General features: G+C 45.6%; 23 protein-coding genes, 1 rRNA gene and 2 other annotated features. All 24 genes read left to right on the top strand.

Annotated features, from left to right (window positions below; genetic code table 11):
- Positions 1–2 precede the first annotated feature (2 nt).
- The 24 genes from rrf (at position 3) to rplJ (ending at position 21,317) form a co-directional block, all read left to right on the top strand.
- A 5S ribosomal RNA gene (gene rrf, locus LCM10_RS19715) occupies positions 3–119 on the top strand.
- 915 nt (positions 120–1,034) lie between these two features.
- Positions 1,035–1,229: a hypothetical protein gene (locus LCM10_RS19710; RefSeq protein WP_224878147.1), complete on the top strand. Its 195-nt coding sequence runs from the start codon at positions 1,035–1,037 to the stop codon at positions 1,227–1,229.
- Positions 1,230–1,559: 330 nt separating this feature from the next.
- Complete coding sequence (locus tag LCM10_RS19705) at positions 1,560–2,021, top strand: CtsR family transcriptional regulator (protein WP_224878145.1); 462 nt, start codon at positions 1,560–1,562, stop codon at positions 2,019–2,021.
- Positions 2,022–2,040: 19 nt separating this feature from the next.
- A complete protein-coding gene (locus tag LCM10_RS19700; RefSeq protein ID WP_224878143.1) occupies positions 2,041–2,592 on the top strand; it encodes a UvrB/UvrC motif-containing protein in 552 nt (183 codons plus the stop codon).
- Positions 2,589–3,671, top strand: coding sequence for a protein arginine kinase (locus tag LCM10_RS19695; protein ID WP_224878141.1), 1,083 nt, complete (start codon positions 2,589–2,591; stop codon positions 3,669–3,671). The genes LCM10_RS19700 and LCM10_RS19695 overlap by 4 nt, the downstream gene beginning before the upstream one ends.
- Before the next feature lies 1 nt (position 3,672).
- Entirely contained in the window at positions 3,673–6,114 is a 2,442-nt protein-coding gene (clpC, locus tag LCM10_RS19690; RefSeq protein WP_224878139.1) for an ATP-dependent protease ATP-binding subunit ClpC, read from the top strand.
- Positions 6,115–6,352: 238 nt separating this feature from the next.
- The gene (gene radA, locus LCM10_RS19685; protein ID WP_224878137.1) at positions 6,353–7,729 is read left to right on the top strand and encodes a DNA repair protein RadA; all 1,377 of its coding nucleotides are present in this window, start codon (positions 6,353–6,355) and stop codon (positions 7,727–7,729) included.
- A 3-nt stretch (positions 7,730–7,732) separates the two neighbouring features.
- Complete coding sequence (disA, locus tag LCM10_RS19680) at positions 7,733–8,803, top strand: DNA integrity scanning diadenylate cyclase DisA (protein ID WP_224878135.1); 1,071 nt, start codon at positions 7,733–7,735, stop codon at positions 8,801–8,803.
- A 213-nt stretch (positions 8,804–9,016) separates the two neighbouring features.
- A complete protein-coding gene (locus LCM10_RS19675; RefSeq protein ID WP_224878133.1) occupies positions 9,017–10,108 on the top strand; it encodes a PIN/TRAM domain-containing protein in 1,092 nt (363 codons plus the stop codon).
- A gap of 401 nt (positions 10,109–10,509) precedes the next feature.
- Positions 10,510–11,214, top strand: coding sequence for a 2-C-methyl-D-erythritol 4-phosphate cytidylyltransferase (gene ispD / locus LCM10_RS19670; RefSeq protein ID WP_224878132.1), 705 nt, complete (start codon positions 10,510–10,512; stop codon positions 11,212–11,214).
- The gene (gene ispF, locus LCM10_RS19665; RefSeq protein WP_224878130.1) at positions 11,207–11,683 is read left to right on the top strand and encodes a 2-C-methyl-D-erythritol 2,4-cyclodiphosphate synthase; all 477 of its coding nucleotides are present in this window, start codon (positions 11,207–11,209) and stop codon (positions 11,681–11,683) included. Before ispD ends, ispF begins: the two co-directional genes overlap by 8 nt.
- Positions 11,684–11,769: 86 nt before the next feature.
- Positions 11,770–13,227 (top strand): glutamate--tRNA ligase, encoded by a 1,458-nt coding sequence (gene gltX, locus LCM10_RS19660; protein WP_224878128.1) that lies wholly within the window; start codon positions 11,770–11,772, stop codon positions 13,225–13,227.
- Between the two features lie 47 nt (positions 13,228–13,274).
- Positions 13,275–13,493 (top strand) — a binding site (T-box leader).
- Between the two features lie 59 nt (positions 13,494–13,552).
- Positions 13,553–14,203, top strand: a complete 651-nt coding sequence (gene cysE / locus LCM10_RS19655; RefSeq protein ID WP_224878126.1) for a serine O-acetyltransferase — start codon at positions 13,553–13,555, stop codon at positions 14,201–14,203.
- Entirely contained in the window at positions 14,200–15,603 is a 1,404-nt protein-coding gene (cysS, locus tag LCM10_RS19650) for a cysteine--tRNA ligase (RefSeq protein WP_224878124.1), read from the top strand. Before cysE ends, cysS begins: the two co-directional genes overlap by 4 nt.
- Positions 15,603–16,016, top strand: coding sequence for a Mini-ribonuclease 3 (locus LCM10_RS19645; protein ID WP_224878122.1), 414 nt, complete (start codon positions 15,603–15,605; stop codon positions 16,014–16,016). The genes cysS and LCM10_RS19645 overlap by 1 nt, the downstream gene beginning before the upstream one ends.
- Before the next feature lie 3 nt (positions 16,017–16,019).
- A complete protein-coding gene (gene rlmB / locus LCM10_RS19640) occupies positions 16,020–16,763 on the top strand; it encodes a 23S rRNA (guanosine(2251)-2'-O)-methyltransferase RlmB (protein ID WP_224878120.1) in 744 nt (247 codons plus the stop codon).
- Positions 16,764–16,769: 6 nt separating this feature from the next.
- A complete protein-coding gene (locus LCM10_RS19635; protein ID WP_224878117.1) occupies positions 16,770–17,279 on the top strand; it encodes an NYN domain-containing protein in 510 nt (169 codons plus the stop codon).
- Between the two features lie 62 nt (positions 17,280–17,341).
- On the top strand, positions 17,342–18,001 hold the full coding sequence (gene sigH, locus LCM10_RS19630; protein ID WP_412103425.1) for an RNA polymerase sporulation sigma factor SigH: 660 nt from the start codon (positions 17,342–17,344) through the stop codon (positions 17,999–18,001).
- A gap of 72 nt (positions 18,002–18,073) precedes the next feature.
- The gene (rpmG, locus tag LCM10_RS19625) at positions 18,074–18,217 is read left to right on the top strand and encodes a 50S ribosomal protein L33 (RefSeq protein ID WP_224878114.1); all 144 of its coding nucleotides are present in this window, start codon (positions 18,074–18,076) and stop codon (positions 18,215–18,217) included.
- A gap of 48 nt (positions 18,218–18,265) precedes the next feature.
- Entirely contained in the window at positions 18,266–18,445 is a 180-nt protein-coding gene (secE, locus tag LCM10_RS19620; RefSeq protein WP_224878112.1) for a preprotein translocase subunit SecE, read from the top strand.
- 168 nt (positions 18,446–18,613) lie between these two features.
- Positions 18,614–19,147, top strand: coding sequence for a transcription termination/antitermination protein NusG (nusG, locus tag LCM10_RS19615; protein ID WP_224878110.1), 534 nt, complete (start codon positions 18,614–18,616; stop codon positions 19,145–19,147).
- 176 nt (positions 19,148–19,323) lie between these two features.
- Positions 19,324–19,749: a 50S ribosomal protein L11 gene (gene rplK / locus LCM10_RS19610; RefSeq protein WP_032085258.1), complete on the top strand. Its 426-nt coding sequence runs from the start codon at positions 19,324–19,326 to the stop codon at positions 19,747–19,749.
- Between the two features lie 129 nt (positions 19,750–19,878).
- Positions 19,879–20,580, top strand: coding sequence for a 50S ribosomal protein L1 (gene rplA, locus LCM10_RS19605; protein WP_224878108.1), 702 nt, complete (start codon positions 19,879–19,881; stop codon positions 20,578–20,580).
- Between the two features lie 51 nt (positions 20,581–20,631).
- Positions 20,632–20,775 (top strand) — a sequence feature (ribosomal protein L10 leader region).
- A 41-nt stretch (positions 20,776–20,816) separates the two neighbouring features.
- On the top strand, positions 20,817–21,317 hold the full coding sequence (gene rplJ / locus LCM10_RS19600; protein ID WP_224878152.1) for a 50S ribosomal protein L10: 501 nt from the start codon (positions 20,817–20,819) through the stop codon (positions 21,315–21,317).
- Positions 21,318–21,368: the final 51 nt, after the last annotated feature.

Raw genomic sequence — 21,368 nt, 5'->3', positions numbered from 1 at the left:
CGTCTGGTGATAATGGCGAAGAGGTCACACCCGTTCCCATGCCGAACACGGAAGTTAAGCTCTTCAGCGCCGATGGTAGTTGGGGGCTCTCCCCCTGTGAGAGTAGGACGTCGCCAGGCAAATAGAAAAAGCAGCTCTTTTGGGGGCTGTTTTTTTGTTGTTTGAGGATGTGGTTGGTGGGGGAGATGATGTGGTGTTGTAGTGGTGTGGAGGTTGATGTGGGGTCATCTTCATCCAAGTCACATAAAAACATCTACTTTTTTTCATTTTCAGCCCATTAATTTGTCTTTTTTTAATAAAACCCTCCGTTTTTTACTTGAAGCGCCATTCATCCACCTTAAAAGAGCGTTTAAACCTATACCCTTTGCCGTATTATGGGTAATTTAATATCATAATTGAAGGACTTATTATCGAAAATAGCCAATTTATTATCGAAACCGGAAACTTTATTATCAAAAATCAAAATTTATTATCAAAACCAGCCTCTGTCCCGGTTTTCCCCACCCCGATACCCGCCGCCTCGATCAACTACCATCCCGATCCTGAGTGTTAACTGTTGAAGAGGTTCATACACATCCAACCTCACTAAAAACACTCGCTTTTCTTCATTTTTAACCCATTAATTTGTCTTTTTTTATAAAAACCCTCCGTTTTTTATTCCAAAAGTCTTTCATTCATCTTAAAACTACGTTAAAACTCATACCCTTTGCCGTATTTTGATTGATTTATGATCAAAACTGAAAGACTTATTATCGAAAACAACGAATTTATTATCAAAACTGGATCTCTTATTATCAAAAATCCAGATATATTATCAAAACCGTCCTCTACCTCGCTCTTTATCACCCCGATATCCGCCGCCTCATCAACCGCCCACCATCCCGATCCTGAGTGTTAACTGATGAAGGATTCATCCTCATCCAATCCGACTAAAAACATTCTTTTAAGCCCGTAAATTTGTCTACATATAATAACTCCCCCTTCTATCCACCTATGTTAAGATAAAACCAAACTACTCAGACCGAGGTGAGTCCATGAAAAAACATATACTCTTTTATCTAGGAATCTTACTGGTCGGGTTATCGTTCCTCGGTTTGTACCTGGGTTATAAACCCAGGGCCGGCGCAATAGGAAATGGTCCCAATGACCAACTGATCTGGTTCACTTTTGCCACACAATTTATATCAGGCATCTGTTCCATCTTGCTTTCAGTGGCCAAGAAAAAGTAACATATAAATCAGTCTTCAAGTTACATCCACAGCAGACCCCGGGGTGACTGCATACAAACCATGTCTCTACTGCGACCTCTAGCTTCATCTGACTATTGCATACATAAGCACCCTCCCTTCAACAAAACGTTAACTTTCCCACTCTAACTTACATACAATAGCCTAGGCGTATAGATGAATCTTTAATAACTTGAAAAAACTCGTTCTTATACGTTTAAATGTTTTCCAAAACAGGAAAACTTCTAACGAGTGGTTCAGGATTGCAAAGTTTTGGACCCGATTGTATAATTATAGTCAAATATAGTCAAAGTCAAATGAGGAGGAGGTTTGATGAGGAACATTTCCGACATCATCGAAAGTTATTTAAAGAATGTTTTGGACCTAAGTGAAAGTGAAATAGTAGAAATAAAAAGAAGTGAAATTGCAGATAAATTTCAGTGTGTTCCTTCTCAAATCAACTATGTGATCAATACACGGTTCACGATTGAGAGAGGGTACGTGGTTGAGAGTAAGCGTGGCGGTGGGGGATATATCCGAATCATGAAGGTGAAGGCCCATGACCAGGTTCATCTTATCGATCAGTTGGTATCGCTTGTGACGAAAGCAATCAGCCAGGGTACGGCTGCCGATATCATTTTCAGGTTGGTGGATGAAGATATCATTTCGGAGCGTGAAGCCAAGATCATGCTGAGTGTGATGGATCGTTCAGTGATCATGGTCGACCTGCCTGAACGGGATATCCTCCGTGGACGCATGTTAAAAGCGATGCTTGACAGCTTGAAGTACGAGTAAGGGTTGAGGGGTGAGTCGGATGATTTGTCAAGAGTGTAATGAGAGACCTGCTACTCTCCATTTCACTAAGGTGGTGAATGGAGAGAAGAACGAAGTCCATTTGTGTGAACATTGCGCACAGGATAAGGGAGATCAGTTCATGTTTGATTCTTCCCCTGGATTTTCTGTGAACAACCTATTGGCAGGTCTACTGAATATATCTTCCCCTGCATTCAAGCAGGCGAAAGCTTCAGAGGTCCCTCGGCAAGAGGTACTGAAATGTGAGAAATGCAACATGACGTTTCAGCAGTTCATCAATGTAGGGAGATTCGGATGCTCACAATGTTACGGGACGTTCAAATCACAGTTGGACCCCATCCTTAAAAGGGTTCACAGTGGCAATGTCGAGCATCATGGAAAGATCCCGGAGCGAATGGGCGGAACGATTCATATAAAGAAAAAGATCCTCCAATTGAGATCGGATTTGCAGGATGCGATTGAGCAGGAAGAATTCGAGCAGGCTGTCGAGATAAGGGATAAGATCCGCTCCTTGGAGAAAGAGGTCAGGGATGAAAGGGGAGATGCCGAATGAGCCTGGAGAAGTTTCTAAGCAATGCGGTCAGCTCATGGATGAATCAGGAAGGTCCTGATTCGGATATTGTATTGAGTTCGAGAGTCCGTCTTGCCCGCAACTTTACAGAGTTTCGCTTTTCTACCCTTTATTCTGCCGAAGAAGCGGATGAGATTGTACGGAATGTAAAAGAAAAGATCCCGCTGTATCCCGATAGGCTAGGGAAATTGGAGTTTTTGGCAACGAAGGAGATTCAGCCCCTCCAAAAAAGGGTATTGATGGAGAAGCATCTGATCAGTCCCAATTTGGCAGAAAGCGAGAATGCAGGTGCTGTGCTTCTGTCTGATGAAGAAGATATCAGCATCATGATAAACGAAGAAGATCATATACGAATACAGTGTTTATACCCCGGTCTTCAGTTGAAAGAAGCATTGAGCCGGGCGAATGAAATCGATGATTGGTTTGAGAGTGAATTCGATTATGCGTTTGATGAGAAACACGGATACTTAACGACCTGTCCCACCAATGTAGGGACGGGGATGAGGGCATCTGTCATGATGCACCTACCGGGACTTGTGCTGACTCAGCAGCTGAACCGCATCATCCCTGCCATCAACCAGTTGGGCCTTGTGGTGAGAGGGATCTACGGTGAAGGCAGTGAAGCACTCGGGAATATCTTTCAAATATCGAACCAGATTACGTTGGGTAAGTCGGAGGACGACATCGTGGAAGACTTATTAAGTGTCGTCAAGCAGATCATCGACAAAGAAGAGTCTGCCAGGGAAGCATTACTCAAAACATCCAACATACAATTAGAAGACAGGGTATTCCGTTCACTGGGAGTCCTTGAGCACAGCCGGATCATCGAATCCAAGGAAGCAGCCAAGTGTTTATCGGATGTAAGGCTTGGAATCGATATCGGATACATCAAGAACATTTCCAAGAATATATTGAATGAATTGATGATTTTGACTCAACCGGGGTTCCTTCAGCAATACTCCGGGGGACCGCTCAGACCGAATGAAAGAGATATAAGAAGGTCTTCTTTGATACGAGAGCGAATTAAATTAGATAAAGACGCATGTGAGGAGGAAAAATAATATGATGTTTGGTCGATTTACAGAAAGAGCACAAAAGGTATTGGCACTTGCTCAGGAAGAAGCAATTCGTTTGGCACACAGTAATATTGGAACTGAACATATTTTATTGGGACTTGTCCGTGAGGGTGAAGGTATTGCGGCCAAAGCATTGACTGCTCTGGGGCTTAGTCCGGAGAAGATCCAGAAGGAAGTAGAAAGCCTGATTGGAAAAGGCACGGAGAAATCACAAACCATTCATTATACACCAAGGGCGAAGAAGGTCATCGAACTATCAATGGACGAAGCCCGCAAGCTTGGTCACTCATATGTCGGAACGGAACATATTTTACTCGGACTGATCCGTGAAGGAGAAGGTGTGGCAGCGAGGGTACTTGGCAATCTTGGTGTCAGCTTGAACAAGGCAAGGCAACAGGTGCTTCAGTTGCTTGGTAGCAACGACTCCAATAATCACCAAGGCGGAGGGAACGCAAATGCGAATACTCCGACGCTAGACAGCCTGGCACGCGACTTGACGGCGATTGCTCGGGAAGGAAGCCTAGACCCTGTAATCGGAAGAAGCAAAGAGATTGAACGCGTCATCGAGGTCCTGAGCCGCCGGACGAAGAATAATCCGGTATTGATCGGTGAGCCTGGTGTAGGTAAGACAGCGATTGCCGAAGGTTTGGCGCAGCAGATCATCGCGAATGAAGTACCGGAGATCCTCCGCGATAAGCGTGTCATGACGCTTGATATGGGGACCGTTGTCGCGGGTACGAAATACCGCGGTGAATTTGAGGACCGTCTTAAAAAAGTGATGGATGAGATCCGTCAGGCTGGAAATATCATTCTCTTCATTGATGAGCTTCACACGTTAATCGGTGCAGGTGGCGCAGAGGGGGCAATCGATGCATCAAATATTCTCAAACCGTCCCTTGCCCGCGGTGAGCTTCAATGTATCGGTGCGACGACGCTTGATGAGTATCGTAAATACATCGAGAAGGATGCCGCATTGGAACGCCGCTTCCAGCCAATCCAGGTGAATGAGCCGACGACCGATGAGTCCATTCAGATCCTGAAAGGGCTGCGTGACCGTTATGAAGCCCATCACCGCGTGTCGATTACGGATGAAGCAATCGACGCCGCAGTCAAATTGTCTGACCGCTATATCTCGGACCGGTTCCTACCTGATAAAGCGATTGATTTAATTGATGAGGCAGGTTCGAAAGTACGCCTCCGTTCGTATACGACTCCTCCAAACCTGAAGGAGCTGGAGTCGAAGCTTGAGGAAATCCGTAAAGAGAAGGATGCAGCGGTTCAAAGTCAGGAATTCGAGAAAGCCGCTTCCTTGCGAGATACGGAACAGAAGCTGCGCGAAGAGTTGGAAGAAACGAAGAATACATGGAAAGAAAAGCAGGGTCAGGAGAATACCGAAGTAACCGTCGAAGACATTGCAACCGTCGTTTCGAACTGGACCGGTGTACCTGTATCCAAGCTTGCACAAACAGAAACGGACCGCCTGTTGAAGCTTGAGGAAATTCTGCATTCACGTGTCATCGGCCAGTCCGAAGCGGTTGTCGCCGTTTCCAAGGCAGTACGTCGTGCGCGTGCAGGGTTGAAGGATCCCAAGCGTCCGATTGGTTCCTTCATTTTCCTAGGGCCGACTGGTGTAGGTAAGACGGAGCTTGCCCGTGCACTCGCAGAATCGATGTTCGGTGATGAGGAAGCGATGATCCGGATCGATATGTCTGAGTACATGGAAAAGCACTCCACATCACGACTTGTCGGTTCACCACCGGGATATGTAGGCTATGATGAAGGCGGTCAATTGACAGAGAAAGTCCGTCGCAAGCCATACTCCGTCATCCTTCTAGATGAGATTGAAAAAGCTCACCCGGACGTATTCAACATCCTTCTGCAGGTGTTGGAGGATGGTCGTCTGACAGACTCCAAAGGCAGAACGGTGGACTTCAGGAATACCGTGCTGATCATGACTTCAAACGTCGGGGCACAATCGCTCAAGAGCAATAAGTATGTAGGGTTCAACATCCAGGATGGGAAAGAGGATTACAAAGATATGAAAGGGAAAGTGATGGAAGAGTTAAAAAGGGCATTCCGTCCTGAATTCCTGAACCGTATCGATGAAATCATCGTCTTCCACTCTCTTGAGAAAGAACACCTTAAAGAGATCGTCACACTTATGTCCGATCAGCTTACAAAACGTCTGAAGGAACAGGATATTCATATCGAACTTTCAGCCTCTGCCAAGGAAAAGATTGCAGATGAAGGGTTCGACCCTGAATACGGGGCACGTCCGCTGCGCCGTGCAATCCAGAAGCACGTTGAAGATAAGCTGTCAGAAGAACTTCTAAGAGGGAAAGTCCTGACAGGACAGAGCATCGTGATTGATGTCGAAGAGAATGAATTTGTCGTGAAGGTAAAAGAAGAGGCGAATTCCACTACTTGATCATCGTAGAAAAGAGGTACACGTGTATGAAAGGCGTGTACCTCTTTTTTTAACTATTATGTGTCCGGGCTTTCATCCGAAAATCGATTGAAGGATAAAAGGATCACTTGAAATTTTTCATACATACTCACGAAGGGCTTTTCATTGAAAGGCTTACGTAAAATCGATACAATCAATCCAACAAGGATTGGTATGAATCGACGATGGTAACAATAGATTAGAAGAGGAGAAGACTGATTTGGCTAAGAAAAAAACGAAATTTGTATGTTCATCTTGTGGATATGAATCGGCTAAATGGATGGGGAAGTGTCCAGGATGCGGTGAGTGGAACACAATGGTCGAAGAGGTTGCGATTACAGGTAAACAGCCTCGGGCAGCTTTTATGCATAGTGAGAAGACGGGTCCATCCAAAGCAGAAAAGCTTTCATCCATTGAAACCAGGCAAGAACCAAGGGTTTTGACAGAGTCAAAGGAATTGAATCGTGTGCTTGGAGGCGGGGTCGTTCCTGGTTCACTCGTTTTAATCGGGGGAGATCCGGGTATAGGAAAGTCCACCTTGCTCCTGCAGGTTTCATCACAGCTTGCACGTCAAAATCAGAAGGTCTTATATATATCAGGGGAAGAATCGATCAAACAGACAAAGTTACGGGCAGACCGTTTGAATATAAGAGGCGATGAGTTATATATCTATGCTGAAACCAATTTGGAGTCCATTCATCAAACGATTGAACATCTTTCACCCGATTTTGTCATCATTGACTCAATCCAGACAATCTTCCATCCTGAAGTGACGTCAGCACCAGGAAGTGTATCACAGGTGCGGGAATGTACGGCTGAGTTGATGAGGATCGGTAAAACGAAGGGCATTGCCATCTTCATAGTAGGGCATGTTACGAAGGAAGGCTCGATTGCAGGTCCGAGGTTACTCGAGCATATGGTCGATACGGTATTGTATTTTGAAGGGGAGCGGCACCATTCGTATCGTATATTAAGAGCCGTAAAGAACCGATTCGGTTCGACAAATGAAATGGGCATCTTTGAAATGAAGGAGCTTGGTCTAGAAGAAGTGGCGAATCCGTCTGAGATCTTCCTCGAGGAGAGGTCGGAAGGTGCAACGGGATCTACGGTTGTGGCCTCGATGGAGGGGACACGCCCTGTACTCGTTGAGATCCAGGCTTTGGTGACGCCGACAAGCTTCAATAATCCACGCCGGATGGCCACTGGAATCGAACATAGCCGTGTTTCACTGATCATGGCTGTACTGGAGAAGCGGGTCGGGATGCTTCTTCAACAGCAGGATGCTTACTTGAAAGTGGCTGGTGGGGTCAAGCTTGATGAGCCGGCAATCGATCTTGCAGTTGCAGCCAGTATCGCATCCAGCTTCCGTGATAAAGCGTCCAATCCCCACGATTGCATCATCGGGGAAGTCGGGCTTACAGGGGAAATCAGAAGGGTTTCAAGAATTGAGCAACGTGTCCAGGAGGCAGCTAAGCTTGGGTTCAAGCGAGTGATCGTCCCTCAGAATAACTTGAGCGGCTGGCATCCCCCATCTGATATTAACGTAGTAGGCGTATCCACGATCAACGAAGCGCTGGCTCTTATTTTAGGAGGATAAGGAATGGAAGAGAGAAAAACCGAGAAATCCATATCGGATATTTTACAATTTGTCGCTCCCGGTGCGCCGATCAGGGAGGGGATCGATAACGTACTAAGGGCGAAAACGGGTGGTTTGATCGTAGTTGGCTATAATGAGAGGGTAAGGTCCGTGGTCGATGGAGGATTCCATATCAATTGTGCCTTTTCTTCAAGTTACCTGTATGAGCTTGCGAAAATGGACGGGGCCATCATCCTCAATGAAGCCGGTACGAAGATCCTTTATGCGAATGCGCAATTGGCACCCGATGTATATGTCCCTTCCACGGAAACCGGGATGAGGCATAGGACGGCGGAACGAGTGGCGCGTCAAACGAATGCCCTTGTCATTGCCATTTCACAAAGGCGAAATGTCATTACGCTCTATCAGGGGAATTTCCGTTATGCATTGAAGGATATTTCGGTGATCTTGACGAAAGCCAATCAAGCGATCCAAACCCTCGAGAAATACAAGGTCGTCCTGGACCAGAGTATATCCAACCTTTCCGTCCTTGAATTCGAGGAGCTTGTCACCCATAGCGATCTGCTGCAAGTGCTGCACCGATTCGAAATGGTGCTTCGTATAAAAAACGAACTGCTAACCTACCTAAGCGAACTCGGGACCGAAGGCAGACTTATTCGTTTGCAGATGAATGAATTACTCGCTGATATTGAGGAAGAAGCGATGCTCATCATCCGCGACTATGCACATGACAGGGATATCAAACCATTTGAAGTATTATATAAATTCCAGGAGCTTGTTCACTCCGAGGTCCTTGATGACAATGTCCTATTGAAGCTTCTCGGCTTCCAGGGCTATGTTCATCATGATGACGCGATCTTCCCGCGAGGCTACCGTGTGCTGAATAAGATCCCGCGCCTTCCGATTGTGATCATTGAAAACCTGGTCACGGAATTCGAGACGTTGCCGAAAGTATGCAGTGCCTCTGTCGATGATTTGGATGAAGTCGAAGGAATCGGGGAAGTGCGGGCGAGAAAAATAAAAGAAGGCTTAAAACTCATCAAAGAACAGACGTTCGCGGACCGGCAATTATGAAAGATAGGACACTAGTCAAAAAGACCTTGTTATGATACAATGGAATCTTTTTCAAAAAATTGACAGTTCGATTCGGACGTGTTAGCCTTTTTCTTAAGAGCCTTTTAAAATATGGGGACTGATATATGCAGTCTCATAAGTTCATGAAGTTTTCCGAATTAAGACGTTTTAAAAATAGTAAATTGTTTATAATGAGTAGAAGGAGGTGAGGGAATGTTAAAGAATATCGTTAGAGCATGCTTCCTTATAGTAGGCGGGACGCTCGGGATCTTCTTGCTCCCGGAATTGTTGACCGTCATAAACTTATCCGACATTCTTTTGATTAACAATCCTTATATGACTGCCATATTTGGTGCCATTATCTTTTATATTCTTACGTTTTGGGCAGTCGATTACGTGGTCAATTTCGTTAAGTGGTTTGAAGATAGTCTCGTAAAGGCGCCTGTAACAGATTTATTATTTGGTAGCTTAGGCCTGATCATCGGTCTGTTTGTTGCCTATTTATTTGGTATCCCATTCAACCAGATGGAAATTCCGATCGTCAATACCGTTGTACCGATTCTATTAACATTGCTTCTTGGTTACTTAGGTTTTCAGGTCGGTTTCAAGAAGAGGGATGAACTTATGAACCTCTTCCCTGCGGCTGGTAAAGGAAAGAAGAAGGGTACTGAAGAAGACTCCGAAGAGAATGGGGTCAAAACGTTAAAGATCTTGGACACAAGCGTCATCATTGATGGACGTATCGCTGATATTTGCCAGACGGGATTCCTCGAAGGCATTGTCGTCATTCCACAATTCGTATTGGAGGAGCTTCAGCATATCGCCGATTCTTCGGATGTATTGAAGCGTAATCGAGGCCGAAGGGGTCTGGATATCCTGAACCGGATCCAGAAAGAACTTCCGGTCGAAGTGCAGATTTACGAAGGCGACTTCGAAGAGATCCAGGAAGTAGATTCAAAGCTTGTGAAGCTTGCAAAGCTTACGAATGGAATTGTCGTGACCAATGACTTCAACCTGAATAAGGTCTGTGATCTTCAAAGTGTACAAGTGTTAAACATCAATGACCTGGCGAACGCAGTCAAGCCAGTCGTTCTGCCTGGAGAAGAATTAAAGGTGCAAGTGATCAAAGATGGTAAAGAACATAATCAAGGCATCGCGTACTTAGATGACGGAACGATGATCGTCGTCGAAGAAGGCCGCAACTACATCGGCAAATACATCGATGTCCTCGTCACAAGTGTCCTGCAAACATCCGCAGGCCGTATGATCTTCGCCAAACCTAAACAACTAGAAAAAGCACTATAAAAAGCCACAAAACCAAGTCAGCCTGAATCTTTTAGGCTGGCTTATTTTATACACTGGTGGTAATTCAAGGTTTGGTTATTTTGTTATTGAAGCAGGTGCATGTACCATTTCTAAATAAAGAATGTTGTTTTAGTAAAGGGATTATCCAGCGGTTGATTGGAGTGTAAGACGAAGACTCCTGCGGGAAAAGTTGCCAATGTGAGACCCCGCAGGCGAAGCCGAGGAGGCTCACGGGCTACCCGCGGAAAGCGAAGTCTTACACGGAAATCAATAGCGGCATTCGACGGGTAATCTCTTTATTAGGTATGCATAAGTAGAAATCCATCAACTTTGCCCTGACTCCACCAATACGGTAAGCTATAATAAAGATTGACAAACGAAACAGCTAAAGGAGTAAAGGTATGGAGTATCAAGTCGTCATCCCTGCTGCCGGACAAGGAAAGCGAATGAAGGCAGGTAAAAATAAATTGCTGCTTGAGCTGAATGACTGCCCCGTCATCATCCACACATTGAGGGTGTTTGACCGCGACCCACATTGCAAGGGCATCTATTTGGCCATCAGTCCCGGCGACCGTGAGACGCTCCTGGAGTTGATCCGGGGCTTCAACATCCAAAAGGTTGTAAAATTGGTCGACGGTGGAGAGGAAAGGCAGCATTCGGTCTATAACGCACTGCTTGAGGTCGACCACGAGATCGTCCTGGTCCATGATGGGGCAAGGCCATTCATCAAACAGGAGACAATCCATCAGCTCGTGGAAGAGGCAAAGTCAAGAGGAGCATCAATTGCCGCAGTACCTGTGAAAGATACCATCAAGAAAGTCATGGACGGAACGGTCGAGGAAACGATCGAACGCTCAAGCTTGTGGATGGTGCAGACGCCACAGGCTTTTCAGGTTCCATTATTAAAAAAGGCCCACGGTGATGCCGCATCGAGCGGTTTCCTTGGGACGGACGATGCTTCCCTCGTAGAGAGGCTTGACATCGATGTTTCAGTCGTGGAAAGTGACTACGACAATATAAAACTAACAACGCCCGAGGACTTATATTTTGCTGAAGCGATCATAAAGAAGCAAGAGCACATGAGTGGAGGAAATAGACATGTTTAGAATCGGACAAGGTTTTGATGTACATCAATTAACAGAAGGTAGACCCCTTATCATGGGTGGAATCACGATTCCCTATGAGAAAGGGTTATTGGGTCATTCAGATGCGGACGTACTGCTGCACGCTGTGGCCGATGGCTGCTTAGGTGCCATAGCTGCCGGGGATATCGGGAAGCACTTCCCGGATACAGACCCTGAGTTCAAGGGTGCGGATTCCGCAAAGCTTCTTCATCATGTATGGATGCTTGTAAAAGAGGAAGGATATGAGCTAGGAAACATCGACTGTACGATCATCGCCCAAAAGCCGAAGATGGCACCGTATATCGATGACATGAGAGCGCGTATCGCAGAACTTCTGGAAGCGGATATCACCCAGGTGAACGTCAAGGCGACAACCTCGGAGAAACTCGGCTTCACCGGACGCGGAGAAGGGATCGCCGCACAGACGACCGTATTAATCAAAAAGAAATAACCACTTAAAATCCGCTTTATTCCCTATCACAACGGTGTTAAAATAAGCAGAGGATTTATAGCTCGTACTTAAAGGAGGAAACCAACATGACAAATGAAGTTCGTGTACGTTATGCCCCGAGTCCAACGGGACATTTACATATCGGTAATGCAAGAACAGCCCTATTCAACTATTTATTTGCCCGCAGTGTAAACGGTAAGTTCATCATTCGAATCGAAGACACTGACAAGAAGAGAAACATCGAAGGCGGCGAAGAAAGCCAGCTTAAGTATCTTCAATGGCTTGGCATCGATTGGGATGAAAGTGTGGACAAACCGGGTGAATACGGACCATACCGTCAATCCGAGCGTAACCATATTTATGAGCAGTATTTGAACGAACTGCTTGAAAGCGGACAAGCTTACAAGTGCTACTGCACCGAAGAAGAGCTTGAAGCCGAGCGTGAAGCGCAGACGGAAGCGGGTCAGATGCCTCGTTATTCCGGCAAATGCCGCAATCTGACAAAAGAAGACGAAGAGCGCCTTGCTGCTGAAGGCCGCCAGCCGAGCATTCGATTCAGGGTACCTGCAGGCAAAGTGTATTCGTTCAATGACATTGTAAAAGAAGATGTCTCGTTCGAATCTGATGGAATCGGTGACTTTGTCATCGCTAAGAAAGATGGAACACCTACGTATAACTTCGCGGTAGCGGTGGATGATTACTTGATGAAGATCACTCACGTCCTGCGCGGGGAGGACCATATTTCGAATACACCGAAGCAGCTGATGATTTTTGAAGCGCTTGGATGGGAAGCACCTGTTTACGGTCATATGACGTTGATCGTGAACGAAAGCCGTAAAAAGCTGAGCAAGCGCGATGAGAGCATCATCCAATTCATTGAGCAATACGAAGCCCTTGGTTACCTGCCGGAAGCGTTATTTAATTTCATTGCGCTACTGGGCTGGTCCCCTAAAGGAGAGGAAGAGTTGTTCTCTCGGGAAGAGTTCATTGAAATCTTTGATCCTGAGCGTTTATCCACTTCTTCTGCGCTGTTCGACAACCAGAAGCTGACATGGATGAACAATCAATACATGAAGAACCTGGAGCTTGATCAAGTAGTGGAACTTTCCCTTCCTCATCTGATCAAGGCAGGAAAGCTTGAAGAGCCAATGACGGATGAAAAGCGTGAATGGGCGAAGGGTGTCATTGCACTGTATCAAGAGCAAATGAGCTATGGTGCCGAGATTGTCGAGCTTTCTGAAATGTTCTTCAAGACGGACCTTGAATACGACGCGGATGCAAAAGCCGTGCTTGATGAAGAAGAGGTTCCGGAAGTCCTTCAGGCGTTTCTTGAAGAGATCGATGCGCTTGAAAACTACGAAGCGGCGGAGATCAAAAAATCAATCAAAGCCGTCCAGAAATCGACCGGCCATAAAGGGAAGAAATTGTTCATGCCGATTCGTGCGGCCGTCACTGGTCAGACGCACGGGCCTGAATTGCCGAATGCGATTGAGCTTTTAGGGAAAGATAAAGTAAAGCATCGCCTTCAAAGCCTTTTAGGTTAACATTTTCGATTAAATGTAATATAGTAAGAGTACCAATTTAATTCATAATCATCGCGTTGATGAGGAGAAGTAGGAAAAGGATGCTTAAAAGAGAGAACCATCACCGGCTGAAAGTGGTTCAGGCCTCTCCTTTTCTGAAATGCACCTCAGAGCCCGTTACTGAAACATAGTAGGTAATGGCGGTTTCCCTGCCGTTAACAGGTCGAGGTGGAGAAGGAAGAACCTTCTCAATCAGAGTGGAACCGCGCTGCCTATGCGTCTCTGTCATATATGACAGGGGCGCTTTTTATTTTCTCGGAAAGATTTCAGGAAGGAGGGGGAGACGATGTTTAAAACGTTCAAAGAGGACATCGATATTGTGTTTGATCAGGATCCCGCTGCCAGGAGTTATATCGAAGTGATCCTCACCTATTCGGGGCTTCACGCCATCTGGTCCCACCGGATCGCCCACGCGTTATTCAAACGGAAATTCTTTTTCCTGGCGCGCGTCATCTCACAGATCAGCCGCTTCTTCACCGGGATTGAAATCCATCCAGGTGCCAAGATCGGACGCCGCTTCTTCATTGATCATGGAATGGGTGTCGTGATCGGGGAGACGTGCGAAATCGGTGATAATGTGACGATCTTTCAGGGGGTCACCCTGGGAGGGACCGGTAAGGAGAAGGGGAAGCGCCATCCGACGATCCGCGATAATGCACTGATTGCCACCGGGGCGAAAGTGTTGGGATCCATCGAAGTTGGAGAGAATTCAAAGGTCGGCGCAGGATCCGTCGTCTTGAAGGATGTCCCGCCGGATTCAACCGTTGTCGGCATCCCGGGCAGGATTGTCATACGGGACGGTGTGAAAGTCCAGAAAGACCTGAATCACAGTAACTTGCCTGATCCGGTTTATGATCGCATGAAACAGATGCAGGAAGAGATTGATGAATTGAAATCATTGCTGAAAGATTATGAGGGAAGGAGTCGATCATTGTGACGATTCGTTTATACAATACATTAACGAGAAAGAAAGAGGAATTTCATCCCCTGGAAGAGGGTAAGGTGAAAATGTATGTGTGCGGTCCGACCGTATACAATTACATTCATATCGGAAACGCTCGTCCACCGATTGTGTTTGATACGGTAAGACGTTATTTGGAATACAGGGGATATGATGTGCAATATGTATCCAATTTTACAGATGTGGACGATAAGCTGATCAAAGCGGCGAATGAATTGGGAGAAGAAGTCCCGACCATCGCCAAGCGTTTCATTGAGGCGTATTTTGAGGATACAGGGGCACTTGGGTGCAAAAGGGCTGATATCCACCCGACGGTCACGGAGAACATCGATACCATCATCGAGTTCATATCGGCACTTGTTAAGAAGGGATTTGCGTATGAATCCCAAGGTGATGTATATTACCGTACAAGGAAATTCGATGGATACGGCAAGCTCTCCCATCAGCCGATTGATGAACTGAAAGCGGGTGCCCGCATCGATGTGGGTGATAAGAAAGAGGATGCCCTTGATTTCGTTCTTTGGAAAGCGGCTAAGGAAGGCGAAATTTCCTGGGATAGCCCATGGGGAGAAGGACGCCCGGGCTGGCACATCGAGTGCTCTGCCATGGCGAAGCGCTATCTGGGTGACAGCATCGATATCCATGCTGGAGGACAGGATCTTGCCTTCCCTCACCATGAAAATGAAATCGCCCAGTCGGAGGCATTGACCGGCAAGCCGTTCGCCAAGTACTGGATGCATAACGGGTACATCAATATCGATAACGAGAAGATGTCTAAATCACTTGGGAATTTCGTATTGGTCCATGACATCATCAAGGAACAGGATCCCCAGGTCCTCCGGTTCTTCATGTTGTCGGTTCACTACCGTCATCCGATCAACTACAACCTTGAGCTTCTGCAAAATGCCGGAACCGCCCTAGACCGGATCAAAACCGCTTATGAGAACCTGAACCACCGAAAAGAATCAAGCACAAACCTAAGTGAGGATAATCAGGAATGGCTTGATAAGGTAAGTGGCCTGAAAGATCAGTTCATCTCGGAAATGGATGATGATTTCAATACAGCCAACGGGATTTCGGTCCTGTTTGAGCTATCGAAGCAAGCGAATTATTATTTGATGGAAAAGAATACGTCCGTCGAAGTCATCGATGCATTCCTCCATCAGTTTGAAGATTTCTTCGAAGTGCTCGGCCTTAGCTTGAAAAAGGAAGAAGAGCTCCTTGATGAAGAAGTCGAAGAGTTGATTGAAAAGCGGATCCAGGCTAGAAAGGACCGGAATTTCCAGCTGGCGGATGAGATTCGCGACACGTTGAAGGACATGAATATCATTTTGGAAGATACACCTCAGGGCACCCGTTGGAAAAGAGGTTCCTGATGATCTACGAAACCAATGAAAAAATCGATGCGAAGCAAATAAATGCACTGGCCCTTGCGTATATGGGGGATGCCGTCTATGAAACATATGTACGGCAGCTCCTTCTGACCAAGGGGAAAATCAAGCCCAATCAACTTCACCGCGCGGCAACGAATTATGTATCGGCAAAGGCACAGGCGGCTGTGCTGAAGAAATTGTTCGATGACAACCGATTGACCGAAGAAGAAATCGCGATCGTCAAGCGTGGCCGTAATGCCAAGTCAGGAAGTGTCCCGAAGAATACGGATGTCCAGACATATAACCACAGTACGGCGTTTGAAGCGTTGATCGGCTACTTATTTTTACAGAACAGGACAGAGCGGCTGGAAGAATTATTAACGATCATATTTGACAGTCACGGGAAGGAGGAATAGAGCATGAGCAAAGATTTCATAGGAGGAAGGAACCCTGTCATTGAAGCGTTGAAGTCAGGCAGGGAAATCAATAAGATCTGGATCGCGGAAGGTTCCCAGAAGGGCTCGATCCAGCAAATACTCGGTCTTGCGAAAGATTCGAATGTCATGGTCCAGTATGTACCTAAGAAGAAAATTGAACAGATGGTTGCCGAAAATCACCAAGGTGTCGTCGCTTCGGTCGCTGCTTATCAATATGCTGAAATCGATGACATATTCGACAAAGCGGCACAGAAAGGCGAGGATCCGTTCGTCCTGATCCTGGACGAGCTTGAGGATCCTCATAACCTCGGATCGATCATGAGGACAGCGGATGCGACCGGTGCTCATGGAATCATCATTCCGAAAAGAAGGGCAGTAGGGTTGACTTCCACCGTAGCGAAGGCTTCGACGGGGGCAATCGAGCACATCCCGGTCGCGCGTGTCACGAACCTTTCACGAGCGGTGGACGAGCTCAAAGACCGCGGTGTGTGGGTTGCCGGGACTGATGCGAAAGGCAAGCAGGATTACCGTCAGCTAGATGGGACACTTCCGATCGGTCTTATCATCGGCAGTGAAGGAAAGGGAATGAGCAGGATCCTTCGGGATAAGTGTGATTTTCTCGTTCAGCTTCCGATGACGGGTCATGTCACATCGTTGAATGCTTCGGTGGCGGCCAGTATCTTAATGTATGAGGTTTACCGGAATCGCCACCCGCTGGGGGAATAGGGAGCAATGGATATTCTCCTTGTGGATGGCTACAACATCATAGGTGCCTGGCCGGAACTGAATGAGTTAAAGAAGAAAGATTTGGCGGCGGCCCGCGACCGGCTTGTCGAGCAGATGGCCGAATATCAGGGCTATACCGGCTACCGGGTAATCGTGGTCTTTGATGCTTACTACGTCCAGGGGATCGCGCGGAAGTACAATAATTATAAAGTGGAAGTATTATTCACTCGGGAAAACGAAACAGCGGATGAACGGATCGAAAGGCTGGCCATCGAGTTAAGCAACATCAAAACCCAGGTCCATGTCGCGACATCCGATTTCACCGAACAGTGGGCGATTTTCGGTCAGGGGGCTCTCCGTAAGTCTGCGCGGGAGCTTCTTACCGAAATAAATGTGATCGAAAGAAAAATCGAGAAGAAAGTGCGGAGATCCACTGATAATAAGCCTTCTTCCAAGATTCAATTATCCGATGAAGTTGCTGAAATTTTCGAAAAATGGCGCCGTGGGGAACGATGAACGGTTGACGATTGAATTTTCTGTAATGTATAATATTTCTATCTATTGTTTTGCGCGGGGGGATGTGTGTGAGCAATTTCATCAAGAAGGATGCATTTATCAGTCGATTCGAAGGCATGGATGATGAAGGAATCATAGAAGCCGTCCATCTTGGCAACAGCGAAGCGCTGGACTTCCTGATTAAGAAATATCGGAATTTTGTGAGAGCGAAAGCGCGCTCTTATTTCTTGATCGGGGCGGATAAAGAGGATATTGTGCAAGAAGGCATGATTGGTCTTTATAAAGCGATACGTGATTACAAGGAGGACAAGCTTACCTCCTTTAAGGCATTTGCCGAGCTCTGCATCACAAGGCAGATCATCACGGCGATCAAGACAGCGACCAGACAGAAGCATATACCGCTCAATTCATATGTTTCATTGGATAAGCCCATTTATGATGACGAATCTGACAGGACGCTCCTCGATGTGATTTCGGGAGCGAAGGTGATGGACCCGGAAGAACTGATCATCAACCGGGAAGAATTTGATAATATGGAAGATAAGATGGCCCAGCTGCTGAGTGACCTGGAGAGGAAAGTCCTGGCACTTTATCTGGATGGACAATCCTATCAGGAGATATCGGAAGAATTGAACCGCCATGTCAAATCCATTGATAACGCTTTACAAAGGGTGAAGCGGAAGCTTGAAAGGTATCTTGAAGTCCGGGAAATCACGATGTAAGTGTTTATTGACACAAATTGGTGACCGTGTTATTTTTGATAGGACTTACTATATACAGTACAGGTGAATAATATGGCTAAAATAGTACTGGCTTGTTCGGTGTGCGGTTCGAGAAATTACAGTATCCCTGGTAATCGCAATCAATCGGAGAGGCTGGAATTGAAGAAATTCTGTAATACATGCAATGCTCACACCCTACACAAAGAAACGAAGTAATTGAGTAATAAGTCTTGTGTATTGATTTAAGTTGGAGGTTACAAGAGGATGGTTAATTTCTTTCGCAATGTTGCATCAGAGATGAGAAAGGTCAGCTGGCCAAAACGTAAAGAGTTAACGCGCTACACGATCACTGTTATCACGACAGTTATATTTGTTGCAGTTTTCTTTGCAGTCATCGATCTGGGTATTTCCGAATTGATGCGATTCATCATCGGCACTAAGTAAGAGAAAGATAGAATTAGTTGTATATAACATGCCAAAGCATGGTATAATGAACATTAATAGAGTACATGACCTTTAAGCCCGTTCACTTTTACGGGTTTTTTCATTTGGGAAAAAAGAGGAAGTGGAATTCTTAAATAGCGAGGAGGGAAGGACGCTAAGTCCTATCAAATGGAGAAGAATTGGTATGTGGTCCATACTTATTCAGGATATGAGAATAAGGTAAAGGCAAACCTTGAAAAGCGTGTTGAATCGATGGGGATGCAAGACAAGATTTTCCGCGTGCTCGTTCCTGAAGAAGAAGAGACAGATATAAAGAACGGTAAGAAGAAAGTGGTAAAGAAGAAAGTATTCCCAGGTTACGTAATCGTTGAGATCGTCATGACGGATGACTCATGGTATGTAGTGCGAAATACACCGGGAGTGACGGGCTTCGTCGGTTCGACAGGTTCGGGTTCTAAGCCAACGCCGCTTCTTCCTGAGGAAGTGACGTATCTTCTTAAGCAAATGGGTATGTCGGACAAGAAGATCGAAGTGGACTTCGAATTGGGCGAGACCGTGAAAGTGAACGAAGGTCCGTTTGCTAACTTCACAGGCACGATCGAAGAGATCGATTCTGCCAAAGCGAAAGTCAAAGTCCATGTAAATATGTTCGGAAGAGATACCCCGGTAGAGCTTGATTTCTCTCAAATTGATAAATTATAATGGAAAAGAACTTGAAATCACTTAAAAAAAGTGATACTATTTCATAAGTCAGTCCGTCTCGACAAGAGATACTGAAACTAATAAACGTTCTTTATGTTGATAAAGACATTTTTTACATTTGAGTGGGAGGGTGAAAAGCCCAATAACCACATCACGGACTTAAGGAGGTGTGTCTCGTGGCTAAAAAAGTTATCAAAATGGTTAAATTGCAGATTCCTGCAGGTAAAGCTAACCCAGCTCCACCAGTTGGTCCTGCACTAGGTCAAGCAGGTGTTAACATCATGGGATTCTGTAAGGAATTCAATGCTCGTACAGCAGATCAAGCTGGCTTAATCATTCCTGTTGAAATTACGGTATTTGAAGACCGTTCATTTACATTCATCACAAAAACTCCACCTGCTGCTGTTCTTCTTAAGAAAGCTGCTGGTATCGAGTCTGGTTCAGGCGAACCTAACAGCAAAAAAGTGGCAACACTTAAACGCGATAAAGTACGTGAAATTGCTGAAACAAAAATGCCTGACTTAAATGCAGCTAGCGTTGAATCAGCTATGCGCATGGTAGAAGGAACTGCGCGCAGCATGGGTATCGTCATCGAAGACTAATCCAGCTTCGCTCATTTGAATGTTCCTGTTGAACGAGGTTGCGATGATGAAATGTACTGTTTCACTCTCGCAACCTTATTTCGTGGGAGGTTATTCCGCTAAAACCACATCGAGGAGGAAATATTAATAATGGCTAAAAAAGGTAAAAAGTTTCTTGAAGCTCAAAAGCTTGTAGATCGTACTACAGCTTATTCAGTGGAAGAAGCAATCGAATTAGTAAAGAAAACAAACATCGCTAAGTTCGACGCAACTGTAGAAGTAGCGTTCCGCTTAGGTGTAGATACTCGTAAGAACGACCAGCAAATCCGTGGTGCGGTTGTATTACCACACGGTACTGGTAAAACTCAAAAAGTTCTTGTATTCGCTAAAGGCGAAAAGGCGAAAGAAGCAGAAGCTGCTGGCGCTGACTTCGTTGGTGATGCAGACCTTATCAACAAAATCAACCAAGGTTGGTTCGAGTTCGACGTAATCGTTGCGACTCCGGACATGATGGGTGAAGTTGGTAAGCTTGGTCGCGTATTGGGACCTAAAGGCTTAATGCCAAACCCTAAAACTGGAACAGTAACGTTCGACGTTGAAAAAGCTGTTAACGAAATCAAAGCTGGTAAAGTAGAATACCGTGCTGACAAAGCTGGTAACGTACACGTACCTGTTGGAAAGATCTCTTTCGACAACGAAAAATTAGTTGATAACTTAACAACTATGTACGATACAATGCTTAAAGCTAAACCTTCTGCAGCTAAAGGAACTTACATGAAGAACATCGCTGTTACTTCTACTATGGGTCCTGGTGTCAAAGTTGATCCTTCAACTTTCGCTGTTAAGGCATAATTTGGTATTGACTTACTAGGGACTAATCATTATAATTAGTTCTGTTGTTAATAAACGAATACATTTGTACCGTAGACAGCAGGTGCTCCCCGGAGCTTAATTCCCTGCCGAGGTAATTGCGATAAAAATACGTGAAGAGCGTATTAGCGATGCCCTTATGTCTACCTTGATATAAGGGCATTTTTTATTGGATGACGGTATAAATGTTCATCAGTAAATCTACAGGAGGTGTAATGATGAGCAGCATTCTAGAACAAAAGCAACACATCGTTGGAGAAATCTCTGACAAGCTAAAGAACAGTGTATCTACAATCATTGTAGATTACCGTGGCCTAGATGTTTCTGAAGTAACTGAGCTTCGTAAACAACTTCGTGAAGCTGGCATCGACTTCAAAGTGTACAAAAACACTATGACTCGTCGTGCTGCTGAGGAAGCTGGTCTTGAAGGGTTGAACGAATTCTTAACTGGTCCAAACGCAATCGCGTTCAGTTCAGAAGAAGTTGTAGCTCCTGCCAAGATCCTTAATAACTTCGCTAAAGAACACGAAGCACTTGAAATCAAAGCTGGTGTTATCGAAGGAACAATCACATCTGTTGAAGATGTTAAAGCTATCGCTGAACTTCCAAGCCGCGAAGGACTTCTTTCTATGCTACTCAGCGTGCTTCAAGCTCCAATGCGCAACTTCGCATTGGCTACAAAAGCCGTTGCAGACCAAAAAGAAGAACAAGGCGCGTAAGTTAAACAGAGTCGCTTAATTTAAATTTTAATGAACCAACATACTAAGGAG

Source organism: Rossellomorea aquimaris (genome assembly GCF_020171925.1).
Lineage (GTDB): Bacteria > Bacillota > Bacilli > Bacillales > Bacillaceae_B > Rossellomorea > Rossellomorea aquimaris_F.
Note: the sequence above shows the minus strand (reverse complement) of the source record. Positions and strands in the feature narration are given on the sequence as shown.

Excerpts from the sequence above, each read along its gene's own strand:
- LCM10_RS19705 (WP_224878145.1), top strand. The coding sequence starts at position 1,560 with ATGAGGAACATTTCCGACATCATCGAAAGTTATTTAAAGAATGTTTTG.
- LCM10_RS19710 (WP_224878147.1), top strand. The coding sequence starts at position 1,035 with ATGAAAAAACATATACTCTTTTATCTAGGAATCTTACTGGTCGGGTTA.
- nusG (WP_224878110.1), top strand. The coding sequence starts at position 18,614 with ATGGAGAAGAATTGGTATGTGGTCCATACTTATTCAGGATATGAGAAT.
- secE (WP_224878112.1), top strand. The coding sequence starts at position 18,266 with ATGGTTAATTTCTTTCGCAATGTTGCATCAGAGATGAGAAAGGTCAGC.
- disA (WP_224878135.1), top strand. The coding sequence starts at position 7,733 with ATGGAAGAGAGAAAAACCGAGAAATCCATATCGGATATTTTACAATTT.
- ispD (WP_224878132.1), top strand. The coding sequence starts at position 10,510 with ATGGAGTATCAAGTCGTCATCCCTGCTGCCGGACAAGGAAAGCGAATG.
- rlmB (WP_224878120.1), top strand. The coding sequence starts at position 16,020 with ATGAGCAAAGATTTCATAGGAGGAAGGAACCCTGTCATTGAAGCGTTG.
- sigH (WP_412103425.1), top strand. The coding sequence starts at position 17,342 with ATGTGTGTGAGCAATTTCATCAAGAAGGATGCATTTATCAGTCGATTC.
- LCM10_RS19700 (WP_224878143.1), top strand. The coding sequence starts at position 2,041 with ATGATTTGTCAAGAGTGTAATGAGAGACCTGCTACTCTCCATTTCACT.
- LCM10_RS19675 (WP_224878133.1), top strand. The coding sequence starts at position 9,017 with ATGTTAAAGAATATCGTTAGAGCATGCTTCCTTATAGTAGGCGGGACG.
- LCM10_RS19635 (WP_224878117.1), top strand. The coding sequence starts at position 16,770 with ATGGATATTCTCCTTGTGGATGGCTACAACATCATAGGTGCCTGGCCG.
- clpC (WP_224878139.1), top strand. The coding sequence starts at position 3,673 with ATGATGTTTGGTCGATTTACAGAAAGAGCACAAAAGGTATTGGCACTT.
- LCM10_RS19695 (WP_224878141.1), top strand. The coding sequence starts at position 2,589 with ATGAGCCTGGAGAAGTTTCTAAGCAATGCGGTCAGCTCATGGATGAAT.
- LCM10_RS19645 (WP_224878122.1), top strand. The coding sequence starts at position 15,603 with ATGATCTACGAAACCAATGAAAAAATCGATGCGAAGCAAATAAATGCA.
- ispF (WP_224878130.1), top strand. The coding sequence starts at position 11,207 with ATGTTTAGAATCGGACAAGGTTTTGATGTACATCAATTAACAGAAGGT.
- cysE (WP_224878126.1), top strand. The coding sequence starts at position 13,553 with ATGTTTAAAACGTTCAAAGAGGACATCGATATTGTGTTTGATCAGGAT.
- gltX (WP_224878128.1), top strand. The coding sequence starts at position 11,770 with ATGACAAATGAAGTTCGTGTACGTTATGCCCCGAGTCCAACGGGACAT.
- rpmG (WP_224878114.1), top strand. The coding sequence starts at position 18,074 with ATGGCTAAAATAGTACTGGCTTGTTCGGTGTGCGGTTCGAGAAATTAC.
- rplJ (WP_224878152.1), top strand. The coding sequence starts at position 20,817 with ATGAGCAGCATTCTAGAACAAAAGCAACACATCGTTGGAGAAATCTCT.
- rplA (WP_224878108.1), top strand. The coding sequence starts at position 19,879 with ATGGCTAAAAAAGGTAAAAAGTTTCTTGAAGCTCAAAAGCTTGTAGAT.